The following is a 12538-nucleotide window of genomic DNA, read 5'->3' on the forward strand; positions in this document are numbered from 1 at the left end:
TTTTGATTAACCAATTCAAAGGGTGAAACCATGGCTTTGATCTCCATGCGTCAGCTGCTGGACCATGCCGCCGAATATGGCTACGGCATTCCGGCGTTCAACGTCAACAACCTGGAGCAGATGCGTGCGATCATGGAAGCGGCGGCCAAGACCGACTCGCCGGTGATCGTGCAGGCTTCTGCCGGTGCGCGCAAATACGCGGGCTCCAACTTCCTGCGTCACATGATTCTGGCTGCCATCGAAGAGTTCCCGGATGTGCCGGTGTGCATGCACCAGGACCACGGTACCAGCCCGGCGGTATGCCAGCGCTCCATTGCCATGGGCTTCTCGTCCGTGATGATGGATGGTTCTCTGGGTGAAGACGGCAAGACGCCCACCGATTACGCCTACAACGTTGATGTGACCCGTCGTACTGTTGAGATGGCGCACGCCTGCGGTGTTTCCGTGGAAGGTGAACTGGGCTGCCTGGGTTCTCTGGAAACCGGACAGGCCGGTGAAGAAGACGGCATCGGTGCCGAGGGTACCCTGACCCACGAGCAGATGTTGACTGACCCGGATGAAGCAGCCGACTTCGTCAAGGCGACCAATGTGGATGCGCTGGCAATTGCCTGCGGTACTTCCCACGGGGCCTACAAGTTCACCAAGCCGCCAACAGGCGATATCCTGGCGATCGATCGCATCAGGGCGATCCACGAGCGTATTCCGACTACCCACCTGGTGATGCACGGTTCCTCTTCCGTACCTCAGGAGTGGCTGGCCGTGATCAACCAGTTTGGTGGCGAGATCCCGGAAACCTACGGTGTACCGGTTGAGCAGATCGTCGAAGGTATCAAGTACGGCGTGCGCAAGGTCAACATCGATACCGACCTGCGTCTGGCCTCTACCGGTGCCGTGCGTCGCTTCCTGGCCGAGAACCCGGCCGAATTCGACCCGCGCAAATTCCTCAAGGCGACCATGCAGGCGATGAGCGAAATTTGCATCGCCCGTTATGAGGCCTTCGGTACTGCCGGTCACGCCAGCAAGATCAAGGCGATTTCGCTGGAAGCGATGTCCGAGCGCTATGAGCGCGGTGAGCTGGACGCCAAGATCAACTGACAGCCCTGAAACCGCTGTAAGAACCCGGCTGTAGCCGGGTTTTTTTATGGCCGAGGGTTGCGTGGAGGACCTCTGTCTTCTTTTGGAGACTGCGTAAGTTATTGATTTTAAATAATCATGAATGTGAATGCAGGATGAATCATGCAAATGGCGACACTTTTGCTCATGATTCATAGCAGTTTCTGGCTGAACCCGAGATGACTTTCAAATGATTGTTTTAACTCATTGTTTATAAAGAAAAAATTATTATTGGCACGATACTTGTTTAGACATACCAGCTGTCACAGAAAGGAGTAAACAGAATGGTACGTCTGACCCTGGTTTTGACCGTCGTGCTGGCGGTAGTCGGTTTGCCGAAGGCCCTGCAGCCATTATTGTTTCAGAAGGAGCCACGGCTGGTCATGTTGACCACGGATGAAGACCCGCATTTGCTGAATACCGGGGCACCGGTAAAAGCGGTACCGCAGAGGGCCGAACAGGACCCAAACCTGCTGCTGCCGATAGAAGTGCTGGAGGCCGGTCCTCAGCTGACCCTGGTACAGCCGTATGCCGAAACACTGATCATGGACCCCCGCAGCTGATCTGTCGCGAGGATCATGTATGTCGGGTCGTGTGTCGTGATCGCAGTTGAGGCCGTTGGGCAGGGGCCCCATGTTGTCCGGGCAGCGGGCAGGTTATCCTAGGCCGGTATTTACGGTTACAAGGATCCTCCCATGCCCTATCTGATTGCGGTCACCCTGTTGTGGGCCGTTTCATTCAGCCTGATCGGTGAATACCTGGCCGGACAGGTTGACAGCTATTTTGCCGTGTTGACGCGTGTTGTACTGGCCGGAGCGTTGTTCGTGCCCCTGTTGCGTCCCGCGCGCTTGCCGGCCGGGCTGATGTTGGGGGTGGCCGGATGCGGTGCGCTGCAGTTCGGCCTGACCTATATCTGCCTTTACCTGTCCTTTGAGCACCTGAGTGTTCCCGAAGTTCTGCTGTTTACCATTTTCACACCGCTGTACGTGGCGCTGATCGACAATCTTCTGCAGCGCCGTTTCAGTCTGGCACCGCTGGTGTCGACGCTGGTGGCCGTGATCGGTGCTGCCATTATCCGTTATGACCAGGTGGGGGCCGGCTTTGTGCAGGGGTTCCTGCTCCTGCAGTTGGCCAATCTGGCGTTTGCCGCCGGTCAGGTGGGTTATGCGCACCTGAGCCAACACTATGACCAGGGTGGGCGTCAGGGCTGGCACAGTTTCGGTTTCTTCTTTATCGGGGCTTTTGTATTGGTGCTGCCGGCCTGGCTGCTGCTGGGGAGTACGGAAAAGCTGCCGCAGACGGGGTTGCACTGGAGCGTGCTGGCCTGGTTGGGACTGGTCGCTTCTGGACTGGGCTTCTTTTTCTGGAATCGTGGCGCCGCCCAAGTGGATGCCGGTACGCTGGGTATCATGAATAATGCGCTGATTCCGGCGGGACTGGTGGTGAATGTCCTGATCTGGAATCGAGATGCGGATCTGCTGCGCCTGTTGACGGGTGGCGGGGTGATTCTGGCCGCGATCTGGCTGAATGCCGTATGGCCGCGCTGGTTCCGGCCGGGTTCCAGATGGGTATGACCCCTCCGGTCATGCGGATGATGATGGTGAGAAAAGGGAGATGTGAAAAGCCGGATGTCATGGAGTGACGGGCTTTGAAAGGTGGTTAACGGGACTGGCGGTGTGCCCTGGAGTGGTCGACTGAAGGGGTGGAGGTTTATACTCCACCCCCGCGTCTACTCAGTGCACCAGTGCTGAAGCGCCTGCCAGGGGACGGCGGGGCTTGAACATGCGCACGATGCTGCGTGCCAGTGACTTGATGCCGTTCATGATGAACTCGGCGCGCTCGCGGCGAGCCTGCTCAACATAGTAATCCACGTCTACCAGACCGTTTTGTGTCATTACCATGCGATTGAAGTCGGACATATTAGAGTAGAGCTCCTGATTTGTAGTGAATTTACAAGGCTTATACTAAGGTCTAACGTCAGAGGCGACAAAGGATAGATTTTCAGGCTATAGTTGAAAAAAACTAAACAGTCACAGGAGAGCCATCATCCGTCGCCTGCCACCCCTCAACGCTCTGCGCAGTTTCGAGTCTGCCGCCCGTAACCAAAGCTTCAACGATGCTGCGGAGGAGCTGTGCGTGACCCCTTCAGCGGTCAGTCATCAGATCAAGTCACTTGAAGAATTTTTAGGTTTGAAATTGTTTCGACGCGAGCGTCGCCAGGTCAGTCTGACCACGGCCGGAGAACGCTACCTGCCGTCCGTGCAGTTGGCACTGGATGAAGTCGAGAGTGCTACGCGTCGTTTGATGACGTCGCCCAACCTCAGTGCGGTCAATATCAGTGTGGCTCCGGCCTTCCTCAGCCGCTGGCTGGTCCCGCGCATTACCCGTTTTCAGGAACAGTATCCGGATGTAGAGCTGAGGTTCAGCGCCACGACCGGTTATGTGGACTTCGAACATTCGGATACTGATATGGCGGTGTACTACGGGGAAGGGGACTGGCGTGGTGTGGATATCCACTTTCTGCGCCATCTGGCGGCTACGCCCGTGTGCAGCCCGGCCTTGACGGAAGGTGACCGGGGGCTCAGAGAGCCTCAGGACCTGTTGCACAAGACACTGATTCACGTGACGGGGCGGCAGCAGGAGTGGCGACAGATTCTGCAGCAGCTGGGTGTCCGTGCGACCGGACTGACGCGCACCATGTCGTTTTCGAGTACGGCACTGGCCGTGTCGGCAGCCATTGAAGGTATCGGGGTGGCGTTGGCGGATCGGGCGCTGGTTCGGCGGGAGCTGGATAGCGGTCAGCTGGTAGTACCCTTCGATATTACCCTGGACAAGCCGAAAGGATTTTATTTGGTGTATCAGGAGAAGCGGCAGCTGACTTACGGCATGGAAGCCTTCCGTGACTGGATGCTGCTGGAGATGCAGCAGGACCGGCACTCCGGGTGAGTGCCGGACAGTGATCAGCGTTCGGCTTTATTCATCGATGAACTGCTCGAACTCGGTCATGGTCAGTTTCCACCAGTCGATGGTGTCGTCCAGGTTGTCGCGGCTGACGCCATATTTCAAGTTGACGATCAACTCGACGGTGGGATCGCCATCGTCATCCAGATACGCCTTGCCATAACGCTTGTTCAGGTTCCAGTCGTTGATCTGCTCAAGGGTTATGTCATAACCGCTCCAGGCGGCTGAAAACTGAATGTCGGTGCAGTCGCGGTTGTCGTCACAGCCGTAGAAGTAGATGCCGTACTTGCTGCCGTTGATGCGGCCGGTGATCAGGGGATCGCCGTAGTCATCCTCCTCAAGGGTGGCGGAACCGAACCCTTTGGCCAGCTCGAGAATCTGTTGCGGGTCGGTAGCGTCTACCTGAGAGGCCGCCTGAACGTTGGCGGCACACAGACCGGCGGTGAGCAGCATTATCGGGATCGCTTTCATTCGTCACTCCATGTGTTGATTTCAGCGGATATTATTCCGTATGTGATGCCGGCAAGATACCCCGAGAGGCAAAGGATTGGAGCATAAGGGGGCGGCAAGGCTAGAATGGGCGCATCACTTATTATGCAGGTGCGTCATGTTGGACAACAGTCAGCCGTTTTACCAGTTAACTCCGGACCGGGTTATTGATGCTGTCGAATCGCTGGGCCATCTCAGCGACGGGCGTATTCTCGCATTGAACAGTTACGAGAACCGGGTTTACCAGGTCGGGCTGGATGAGCGCGAGCCGCTGATCGCCAAGTTCTACCGTCCCGAACGCTGGAGCGATGCCCAGATTCTGGAAGAGCATCAGTTTTGCTTCGAGCTGGCCGAGCAGGAGTTGCCGGTGGTGGCGCCTCTGCGCAATGCCGATGGCGACAGTCTGTTCAGTTTCGAGTCCTACCGGTTTGCGCTGTATCCGCGCCGAGGTGGTCGAGCCCCCGAGCTGGGTGATCCGGATCATCTGTACCAACTGGGGCAGACGCTGGGCCGCATTCACCTGATGGGAGCGCGACATCCGTTTCAGGCGCGGCCGGTGCTGGATATTCAGAGCTACGGTCGTGACAGCATTGAATTGATCACCGAGGCCTTTATTCCCGTTTCGCTGCGTGCGGCGTATACCAGTCTGGGGGCCGATCTTCTGGCCGGAATCGAACAATGCTATCGGAATGCAGGCGATGTGCGTCGGATTCGGGTACACGGTGACTGTCACGGCGGCAATATCCTCTGGCGCGATGATATGCCGAATTTCGTCGACTTCGATGATGCGCGCATGGCACCGGCGATTCAGGATCTGTGGATGCTGTTGACCGGGGATGATCGACAGCAGCAACAGTTGCAGTTGTCCGAAGTGCTGGACGGGTATAACGAATTCGCCGAGTTTGATCCTCGCGAGCTGCATCTGGTCGAAGCGCTGAGAACGCTGCGCATGCTGAACTACAGTGCCTGGCTGGCGCGCCGTTGGGAGGATCCCGCATTTCCGCGCAACTTCCCCTGGTTCAACACGGAGCGCTACTGGGGTGAGCACATACTGCAGTTGCGTGAGCAGTTGAGTGCACTGGGTGAACCGCCGCTGCAGCTGCTTTAGGGGCAGCTGCAGCAGGTGGTGGAATAACCGGGATCAGCGGGGAGGGTCGAGCTGGTTGTTGATGCTGGTATTAACCCTGAACCAGCCGGCAATGCTATAGCGGTCGGTGGTGGCGGGCAGGACCTCGTGGGGAAACTGCTCGCTGAGGAATATCACCAGTGTGCCCATTTGAGGCACCACGGTTTCGATCACCTTGTCACTGTCTGGTTCTGGCCAGATCAGCAGCTCGCCGCCCTGCCTGCTGTGCCAGTCCCTGTTGAGGTAGAGTACGGTGGTCAACACCCGGTTGGTTTGGCCGCGAAAAGCATCCAGATGGCGCTTGTAGAAAGCCCCCGCCCGGTAGTGAGAAAAATGGGCTTCGTAATCGAACAGGCCCATGAACAGGCGTCGGTTCAGTCCTTCGCGCAGCCCTTCCATCCAGTTCAGGTATTCGGCTTCGACTGCCTGTTGCTGACCCAGCCAGCGGATCGTGTCACGGCGAATCTCGCCATGCAGCTGGTGGTCCTGTTCACGACCGATTCCGGCGCGTTGAAACTGTTGGTCATTGAGTGCCTGCAGGTGCCGGTAAAGATTGCCGGTCAGCGTTTCGGGTAGAGCAGAAGGCAGGATAATGTAGCCGTTGTCGACCAGTGCATCAGCGATCTGGTCGTACAGTCTCTGATGCAGGTCGAGGGTCAGTTCAGGGGGTGAATACACGTATGCATCCTCCGATTATAGGATGATATTGTATACTGTTATTTGCGATAAATGTCACGAAAATGTTTTCATAATGGATATAAATGCCTTCTTTTTCTGTTAAATGGTTGTTTTTGATGGTGCTGGTGCTGGCGGGCTGCACTGAAGCGGTGTCCGAAGTGCGAACGTTGACCGTGCAGGCCAGTGCTTATAACTCGGTGGCCGCGCAGACCAGTGCAACTCCGACGGTGGCTGCCTGGGGGGATCGACTGGAGCCCGGCATGAAAGCGGTGGCGGTATCGCGGGATCTGCTGGCCGAGGGGCTGACACGCAATACGTTGATCGAGATCGAAGGGCTGCCGGGGCAGTACCGGGTGCTGGATAAAATGAACAAGCGCTGGACGCGCAAGATCGATATCTACATGGGCACGGATGTCAAAACCGCACGGGAATGGGGTGTGCGAGAGGTTACTATCCGCTGGTTGCCGGTCGCCGATGTTGGGCCGCAAGGGGAGTGATGTATTATGCGCGTTCTGCGCCTTCGGAGCGCAACGGGTGCATGACGAGGTAGGCAAAACGTGGAATATGAATTCAGGCGTGATCTGTACGATCAGCCGGAAGCAGTGGTTGAAATGGAGCAGGCGCTGTTCGGGCGCTGGCTCAGTGAAGAACTGGCTGAAGACCGGCGGCAGGCTGAACGGGTGTTGCAACAGGCGGAGCAGCTGTTGGTATCGCGTCGTGGCCGGTTTGACTGGCATGGCCATGAGTTAAGCGTGCGCCTGGACAGCGAGAGCGCCCGTGTCTGGTTGCAGGCCGATGCGGACCCGGATGAGCTGGAAGACGGCTATGGACTGGCGGACGAGGCCTGTGAAGCGGGCCTGGAAGATTTTATCGGCCTGTTGCGCGGCTGGATCGATTATCTGTCCAATTGAGTTATAGGCGCATGGGTGTGGCCCTGCTACAATCCTGAGTGAAACAGTCAACTATAGACGTGGAGAACACAGCATGAGCATTCAGATCGGCGATCGTATTCCTAATGTAGAACTGCGTGTTATGGGCGCTGAAGGGCCTGAAGCCGTGAACACGGCAGATCTTTTTGCCGGCAAGAAAGTCGTATTATTTGCCGTACCGGGCGCGTTCACGCCGGGATGCTCCAAAACGCATCTGCCGGGTTTTGTCGTCAAGGCCGACGACATCAAGGGCAAGGGCGTGGACAGCATCATCTGCACGGCCGTGAACGATGTCTTCGTCATGGATGCCTGGGGCAAGGCTCAGAACGCCGAGGAAATCATCATGCTGGCAGACGGCATCGGTTCTTTTGCCGCAGCACTGGGTCTGGATCAGGACCTGTCGGGCATCCAGTTCGGTACCCGCAGCCAGCGTTATGCCATGATCGTCAACGACGGTGTGGTTGAGCTGTGCAACATCGATGAAAAGGGCATCGACAAGAGCAGTGCCGACACCATTCTGGCCGCACTCTAAGCATGTCCATGGGCCGCTTTCGCGGCCCATGTAAGATTCCGCAATACCTTCAGAACAAATGGATCTGAAAACCGCCTGCACGATTTTCCTCGCCGCCTAATACTGAAGTGACTTTCAGGTCTACCTGAGAGCTGCTTACTCTCACAGGCGGGAGGTACTATGAAACCTGTACGTACATTGCTTACGGCACTGATACTGGGTGGTTCGATCGGACTGGCGGTACCCGCATCAGCCGAGATGGCTTTTGGCAATCGGGCCGACACGGAACTGGCCACCTCGCTCTGGGCACTCATGGAGTACAAGGGACTGGTGGGTGAAGGGGCGGTGATGACACGTCCCTATAAGGGCATGCCGCCCCACGGGATGATTCTGGAGCTGATCGAAATGCCGGTGAGCCTGCAAGGGCATACCGGTCCGCTGATCGTCAAACGCAACTATGGCGGTGACGGCATATCGGTGGACGATGTCATCAATGATCCCGGGCGTTATCTGCAGGCGGTCACTGTCATGCTCAAGCGTGAGCCCGGCTACGACCCTGACAATCACGACTGGTTCTATGTCAAATACGATGCTCGTGGCAGGGTAATGAAAAATCCCAAGGGCGTACCGCTGGCGGGACGTGTTGCCAAGGGCATGCAGACCGGCTGTATTGCCTGTCACGGGACGGCAAGCGGGGATGACTTCGTGTTCAATCACGACCGCTACAAGTAGTGAAAAGCACCGGACCGGTTATCCCGGCCGGTGCTGTCATTCAGTCTTCCATCAGTACTCTGGCGTGGTAGCGCAGGTGATCTTCGATGAAGCTGGCGATGAAGAAATAGCTGTGGTCATAACCGGGCTGCAGGCGCAGTTCCAACGGATGTCCCGCTGACGTACAGGCGACCTGCAGAGCCTCGGGTCGGAGCTGTTCGGTCAGAAAATCATCCGCACCGCCCTGATCGACCAGAATGGGAATCTTGCTGTCCGCTTTGGCGATCAGTGCACAGGTGTCCCAGTCTTTCCAGGCCTCGGGATCGGTGCCCAAATAGCCTGTAAACGCCTTTTCTCCCCAGGGACATTGGCTCGGATTGTTGATCGGCGCAAAGGCCGAGACCGAAGCATAACGGCCGGGGTTCTTCAGCGCACAGATCAGCGCACCGTGGCCGCCCATGGAGTGGCCACTGATGGCACGTTTGTCGGTGACCGGGAAGTGCTGCTCGATCAGTGTCGGCAGCTCTTCGGTCACGTAGTCGTACATGCGGTAGTGATCGGCCCAGGGGGCTTCGGTTGCGTTGATGTAAAAGCCGGCACCGGAACCGAAGTCGTAGCTGTCATGCTCACCGGGCAGATCGGTGCCGCGCGGACTGGTGTCCGGCGCGACGATAGCGATGCCCAGTTCGGCGGCGATGCGCTGGGCACCGGCCTTCTGCATGAAGTTCTCATCGGTACAGGTCAGGCCCGACAGCCAGTACACTACGGGAACCGGCTGCACCTGTGCCTGTGGCGGCAGGTAGATGGCGAATACCATCTCCGTACCGGTCGCAGTTGAGACATGCTTGTAGCGCTTGAGCCAGCCGTCAAAACACTTGTTGCTGGCGATCAGTTCGGGAGCGATGTTGGACATGCAGGCCTCACTGGTCGAACAGAATGACGGAACGAATGCTCTTGCCTTCGTGCATCAGGTCGAACGCCTTATTGATGTCTTCCAGCCCCATGGTGTGGGTAATGAACGGATCGATCTCGATTTTGCCGTTCATGTAATCTTCCACATAGCCTGGCAACTGGCTGCGGCCCTTGACGCCACCGAAGGCGGAGCCTTTCCAGACCCGGCCGGTGACCAGTTGGAACGGACGGGTAGAAATTTCTTCCCCGGCACCGGCTACGCCGATGATGATCGACTCGCCCCAACCCTTGTGACAGCATTCCAGCGCGGAACGCATCACCTGCACGTTACCGATGCATTCGAACGAGTAATCCACGCCGCCGTCGGTCATATCGACGATGACCTGCTGGATCGGATCGGAGTAGTCCTTCGGGTTGACGCAGTCGGTGGCACCGAACTGACGTGCCATCTCGAACTTGTCTTCATTGATGTCGATGGCGATGATGCGCTCGGCACCGGCCATGCGGGCACCCTGAATACAGGACAGACCGATACCGCCGAGGCCGAAGATGGCCACGGTGGAGCCCGCTTCAACCTTGGCCGTGTTCAGCACGGCACCGATACCGGTGGTGATGCCACAGCCCAGAAGGCAGACCTTTTCCAGCGGTGCGTCGACCTGGATCTTGGCCAGGGAGATCTCCGGCACTACGGTGTACTCGGAAAAGGTCGAGGTGCCCATGTAGTGATAGAGTGTCTTGCCACCGATGGAGAAGCGGCTGGTACCGTCCGGCATCAGGCCCTTGCCCTGGGTTTCGCGCACGGCCTGGCACAGGTTGGTCTTGCCGGACAGACAGAACTTGCAGGTGCCGCATTCGGCGGTGTACAGCGGAATGACGTGATCACCCGGTTTCAGCGTGGTGACGCCCGGACCCACCTCTTCGACGACACCGGCGCCTTCGTGGCCGAGGATCGACGGAAAGATACCTTCCGGGTCTGCGCCGGACAGGGTGAAGGCATCGGTGTGGCAGACGCCGGTGGCGACAATGCGCACCAGGACTTCACCGGCCTTTGGCCCCTGAACGTCGACTTCTTCAATCGTGAGCGGCTTGCCTGCTTCCCATGCAATGGCTGCGCGTGATTTCATGAGGATTCTCCTGTTCTGATCATGAACCCAGTCTAGCCGTTGGACAGGGACTTGATAATGACACCAATTGAAAAGTATTTTTGCTGACTGGCAATAATAGTGGCACAGAAAGGATGATAACCGGGTCGGGAGCAGCGTGATGCGAAACTGGGAAGCGGTAGAGGCTTTTGTGGAGGTGGTGCAGCAGGGCGGATTTTCGGCGGCGGCTCGCAAGCTCAAGGTCTCGCCATCGCATATCAGCCGTCTGGTCGCCCGGCTGGAAGCGGAGATGAACACGCAGTTGCTGTATCGCACCACGCGTACCTTTCGGCTCAGCGACGCGGGCGAGCACTATTACCGGCAGTGTCGTGATCTGTTGCAGGGCTTTGCCGCCGCTGAAGAGGCACTGGCCGGTTTTCAGTCCGAACCGTCGGGCAACCTGAGGGTGACCTGTGCGACCACTTTCGGCGAACGCTTTCTGGCGCCGCAACTGAATGACTTCATGCAGCAGTATCCGAAAATCAGCCTCGATCTGTATCTGACCAACCGTCAGATCGATCTGATTTCCGAAGGCTATGATCTGGCCGTGCGTATGGGGACCCTGAAAGACTCGTCACTGCTGGCACGCCGTCTGTGCAACCGGCGTGAATACCTGTGTGCCAGCCCGGACTACCTGCAGCGTCATCCCATGCCGCATACACTGGCGGAACTGAATCGGCACAACTGCCTGCTGGGGTCCAACCCCTGGTGGCTGTTCAGTGAAAACGGACAGCGTCGTGAGCTGAAAGTTGCGGGAAACTGGCGCTCCAACTCCGGCCCGGCGTTGCTGGATGCGGCTCGCAAGGGACTGGGGATTGCCCAGCTGCCGGATTACTACGTGGAACCGGCGCTGGCGCGGGGCGAGCTGATTTCCATGCTGGAGCAGTATCGCTACCCGTTCAGCGGGGTCTGGCTGGTTTATCCACAGGCGCGACAGCGTTCACCCCGGTTGCAGGTACTGTGTGATTTTCTGCTTGAACGCTTCAAGGAAGGGCTGCCCTGGTGACGGGCGGGTACGCCGTTTGCGGCAGATAACCGGCTCGGCACCGAGCCGAACCGGGTGTCGCGAGGGCTGCTCAGTCTTCGCGGCTGGTCACTTCCAGCAGGTGGAAGCCGAACTGGGTCTGTACCGGACCCTGAACTTCATTGATCGGGGCGCTGAAGACGACTTCGTCGAACGCCTTGACCATCTGACCCGGGCCGAAGCTGCCCAGCTCACCGCCCTGCTTGCCTGACGGGCACTGAGAGTGGGCCTTGGCCAATGCGGCAAAATCCGCGCCGTCGGCGATCTGGTCTTTCAGGGACTGACATTCGGCTTCGGTACCGACGAGGATGTGACGTGCGCTTGCGCGTGCCATGGGCTTTCTCCGTAACAGTTGGGATATCAATTTAAACATGGTGATTATCAGGTTCACACAGGTGGCAGTGATACCACATCAGTGGTGATGACCGCCAACCCCGTGGGCGTGGCCGTGGGCAATTTCTTCATCGGTTGCCGCACGTACACTGGCCACTTCGATATCATAGGTCAGTGTCTTACCGGCCAGCGGGTGGTTGGTATCGACCAGCACCATCTTCAGCCCCGGCTTGATCACGGTCACCTGGCGCATGCCCTGATCGGTCTGTACCACGGCGACCATGCCCGGCTTCCAGCTGCGTACGCCCTTGGGCAGTCCCTGCAGGTGCTTGATCGGCACGCGCTGTTCACGGCCGTCTTCGCGTTCGCCGTAGGCCTGCTCCGGCGTCAGGGTCAGGTGCAGCGTTTCGCCAGCGGACTTGCCTTCCAGTGCGGCTTCGATTGCCGGAATCATGCCGTCATGGCCGTGCAGATACGCGATCGGATCGGCGCCCAGGTTGGTTTCGATTTGGGTATCATCGGCATCGGTCAGTGTGTAGTAGAACTGAACCACTGTATTATCGGTAATCTGTGTCAACGCAAGCCCCTCGTGCGCCATGGGTGAAAGCG

Annotated in this window: 17 protein-coding genes; 10 read left to right on the forward strand and 7 right to left on the reverse strand. The window is 57.9% G+C overall.

The genetic code is table 11. From position 1 onward, the window contains the following. Positions 1-30: 30 nt before the first annotated feature. From fba to H1S06_RS15080, 3 genes are all read left to right on the forward strand, one after another. A complete protein-coding gene (gene fba, locus H1S06_RS15070) occupies positions 31-1095 on the forward strand; it encodes a class II fructose-bisphosphate aldolase (protein ID WP_181741684.1) in 1065 nt (354 codons plus the stop codon). Between the two features lie 302 nt (positions 1096-1397). Continuing rightward, on the forward strand, positions 1398-1676 hold the full coding sequence (locus H1S06_RS15075; protein ID WP_181741686.1) for a hypothetical protein: 279 nt from the start codon (positions 1398-1400) through the stop codon (positions 1674-1676). 132 nt (positions 1677-1808) lie between these two features. Further along, positions 1809-2687: an EamA family transporter gene (locus tag H1S06_RS15080; protein WP_181741688.1), complete on the forward strand. Its 879-nt coding sequence runs from the start codon at positions 1809-1811 to the stop codon at positions 2685-2687. A 159-nt stretch (positions 2688-2846) separates the two neighbouring features. On the opposite strand, the gene H1S06_RS15085 is transcribed toward H1S06_RS15080, so the two are convergent. Beyond that, complete coding sequence (locus tag H1S06_RS15085; RefSeq protein WP_181741690.1) at positions 2847-3032, reverse strand: RSP_7527 family protein; 186 nt, start codon at positions 3030-3032, stop codon at positions 2847-2849. Positions 3033-3168: 136 nt separating this feature from the next. Between H1S06_RS15085 and gcvA the strand changes: the two genes are divergently transcribed. Further along, complete coding sequence (gcvA, locus tag H1S06_RS15090; RefSeq protein WP_220183920.1) at positions 3169-4059, forward strand: transcriptional regulator GcvA; 891 nt, start codon at positions 3169-3171, stop codon at positions 4057-4059. A gap of 27 nt (positions 4060-4086) precedes the next feature. Here gcvA and H1S06_RS15095 read toward each other — a convergent pair whose 3' ends face one another. Further along, positions 4087-4545 carry a YbjN domain-containing protein gene (locus tag H1S06_RS15095; RefSeq protein WP_181741692.1) on the reverse strand — a complete coding sequence of 153 codons (459 nt, stop codon included), beginning with the start codon at positions 4543-4545 and terminating at the stop codon, positions 4087-4089. A gap of 136 nt (positions 4546-4681) precedes the next feature. On the opposite strand from H1S06_RS15095, the gene H1S06_RS15100 reads away from it, so the two are divergent. Further along, positions 4682-5671, forward strand: a complete 990-nt coding sequence (locus H1S06_RS15100) for a serine/threonine protein kinase (RefSeq protein WP_181741694.1) — start codon at positions 4682-4684, stop codon at positions 5669-5671. A gap of 33 nt (positions 5672-5704) precedes the next feature. On the opposite strand, the gene H1S06_RS15105 is transcribed toward H1S06_RS15100, so the two are convergent. Continuing rightward, positions 5705-6367: a 2OG-Fe(II) oxygenase gene (locus H1S06_RS15105; protein ID WP_181741696.1), complete on the reverse strand. Its 663-nt coding sequence runs from the start codon at positions 6365-6367 to the stop codon at positions 5705-5707. Between the two features lie 83 nt (positions 6368-6450). Between H1S06_RS15105 and H1S06_RS15110 the strand changes: the two genes are divergently transcribed. The 4 genes from H1S06_RS15110 (at position 6451) to H1S06_RS15125 (ending at position 8539) form a co-directional block, all read left to right on the forward strand. Further along, positions 6451-6864 carry a 3D domain-containing protein gene (locus H1S06_RS15110; RefSeq protein ID WP_181741698.1) on the forward strand — a complete coding sequence of 138 codons (414 nt, stop codon included), beginning with the start codon at positions 6451-6453 and terminating at the stop codon, positions 6862-6864. 60 nt (positions 6865-6924) lie between these two features. Further along, positions 6925-7278, forward strand: a complete 354-nt coding sequence (locus H1S06_RS15115; protein ID WP_181741700.1) for a YacL family protein — start codon at positions 6925-6927, stop codon at positions 7276-7278. A gap of 73 nt (positions 7279-7351) precedes the next feature. Then, positions 7352-7828 (forward strand): peroxiredoxin, encoded by a 477-nt coding sequence (locus tag H1S06_RS15120; protein ID WP_181741702.1) that lies wholly within the window; start codon positions 7352-7354, stop codon positions 7826-7828. Between the two features lie 159 nt (positions 7829-7987). Further along, complete coding sequence (locus tag H1S06_RS15125; RefSeq protein ID WP_181741704.1) at positions 7988-8539, forward strand: hypothetical protein; 552 nt, start codon at positions 7988-7990, stop codon at positions 8537-8539. 40 nt (positions 8540-8579) lie between these two features. Here H1S06_RS15125 and fghA read toward each other — a convergent pair whose 3' ends face one another. Both fghA and H1S06_RS15135 read right to left on the reverse strand, forming a co-directional pair. Next, positions 8580-9431: an S-formylglutathione hydrolase gene (fghA, locus tag H1S06_RS15130; RefSeq protein ID WP_181741706.1), complete on the reverse strand. Its 852-nt coding sequence runs from the start codon at positions 9429-9431 to the stop codon at positions 8580-8582. Positions 9432-9438: 7 nt separating this feature from the next. Beyond that, positions 9439-10554, reverse strand: coding sequence for an S-(hydroxymethyl)glutathione dehydrogenase/class III alcohol dehydrogenase (locus tag H1S06_RS15135; RefSeq protein ID WP_181741708.1), 1116 nt, complete (start codon positions 10552-10554; stop codon positions 9439-9441). Positions 10555-10693: 139 nt separating this feature from the next. Between H1S06_RS15135 and H1S06_RS15140 the strand changes: the two genes are divergently transcribed. Continuing rightward, positions 10694-11578, forward strand: a complete 885-nt coding sequence (locus H1S06_RS15140) for a LysR family transcriptional regulator (RefSeq protein WP_181741710.1) — start codon at positions 10694-10696, stop codon at positions 11576-11578. 70 nt (positions 11579-11648) lie between these two features. Here H1S06_RS15140 and H1S06_RS15145 read toward each other — a convergent pair whose 3' ends face one another. Together H1S06_RS15145 and H1S06_RS15150 are read right to left on the reverse strand one after the other, a co-directional pair. Beyond that, complete coding sequence (locus H1S06_RS15145) at positions 11649-11930, reverse strand: peptidylprolyl isomerase (RefSeq protein WP_181741712.1); 282 nt, start codon at positions 11928-11930, stop codon at positions 11649-11651. A gap of 78 nt (positions 11931-12008) precedes the next feature. Further along, on the reverse strand, positions 12009-12527 hold the full coding sequence (locus H1S06_RS15150; protein ID WP_181741714.1) for an FKBP-type peptidyl-prolyl cis-trans isomerase: 519 nt from the start codon (positions 12525-12527) through the stop codon (positions 12009-12011). Positions 12528-12538: the final 11 nt, after the last annotated feature.

This window comes from Marinobacterium marinum (assembly GCF_013868415.1).
Taxonomy (GTDB): domain Bacteria; phylum Pseudomonadota; class Gammaproteobacteria; order Pseudomonadales; family Balneatricaceae; genus Marinobacterium; species Marinobacterium marinum.

Excerpts from the sequence above, each read along its gene's own strand:
- H1S06_RS15085 (WP_181741690.1), bottom strand. The coding sequence starts at position 3,032 with ATGTCCGACTTCAATCGCATGGTAATGACACAAAACGGTCTGGTAGAC.
- H1S06_RS15100 (WP_181741694.1), top strand. The coding sequence starts at position 4,682 with ATGTTGGACAACAGTCAGCCGTTTTACCAGTTAACTCCGGACCGGGTT.
- H1S06_RS15110 (WP_181741698.1), top strand. The coding sequence starts at position 6,451 with ATGCCTTCTTTTTCTGTTAAATGGTTGTTTTTGATGGTGCTGGTGCTG.
- H1S06_RS15150 (WP_181741714.1), bottom strand. The coding sequence starts at position 12,527 with ATGGCGCACGAGGGGCTTGCGTTGACACAGATTACCGATAATACAGTG.
- H1S06_RS15140 (WP_181741710.1), top strand. The coding sequence starts at position 10,694 with ATGCGAAACTGGGAAGCGGTAGAGGCTTTTGTGGAGGTGGTGCAGCAG.
- H1S06_RS15120 (WP_181741702.1), top strand. The coding sequence starts at position 7,352 with ATGAGCATTCAGATCGGCGATCGTATTCCTAATGTAGAACTGCGTGTT.
- fghA (WP_181741706.1), bottom strand. The coding sequence starts at position 9,431 with ATGTCCAACATCGCTCCCGAACTGATCGCCAGCAACAAGTGTTTTGAC.
- H1S06_RS15075 (WP_181741686.1), top strand. The coding sequence starts at position 1,398 with ATGGTACGTCTGACCCTGGTTTTGACCGTCGTGCTGGCGGTAGTCGGT.
- H1S06_RS15145 (WP_181741712.1), bottom strand. The coding sequence starts at position 11,930 with ATGGCACGCGCAAGCGCACGTCACATCCTCGTCGGTACCGAAGCCGAA.
- fba (WP_181741684.1), top strand. The coding sequence starts at position 31 with ATGGCTTTGATCTCCATGCGTCAGCTGCTGGACCATGCCGCCGAATAT.
- H1S06_RS15080 (WP_181741688.1), top strand. The coding sequence starts at position 1,809 with ATGCCCTATCTGATTGCGGTCACCCTGTTGTGGGCCGTTTCATTCAGC.
- H1S06_RS15135 (WP_181741708.1), bottom strand. The coding sequence starts at position 10,554 with ATGAAATCACGCGCAGCCATTGCATGGGAAGCAGGCAAGCCGCTCACG.
- H1S06_RS15125 (WP_181741704.1), top strand. The coding sequence starts at position 7,988 with ATGAAACCTGTACGTACATTGCTTACGGCACTGATACTGGGTGGTTCG.
- H1S06_RS15095 (WP_181741692.1), bottom strand. The coding sequence starts at position 4,545 with ATGAAAGCGATCCCGATAATGCTGCTCACCGCCGGTCTGTGTGCCGCC.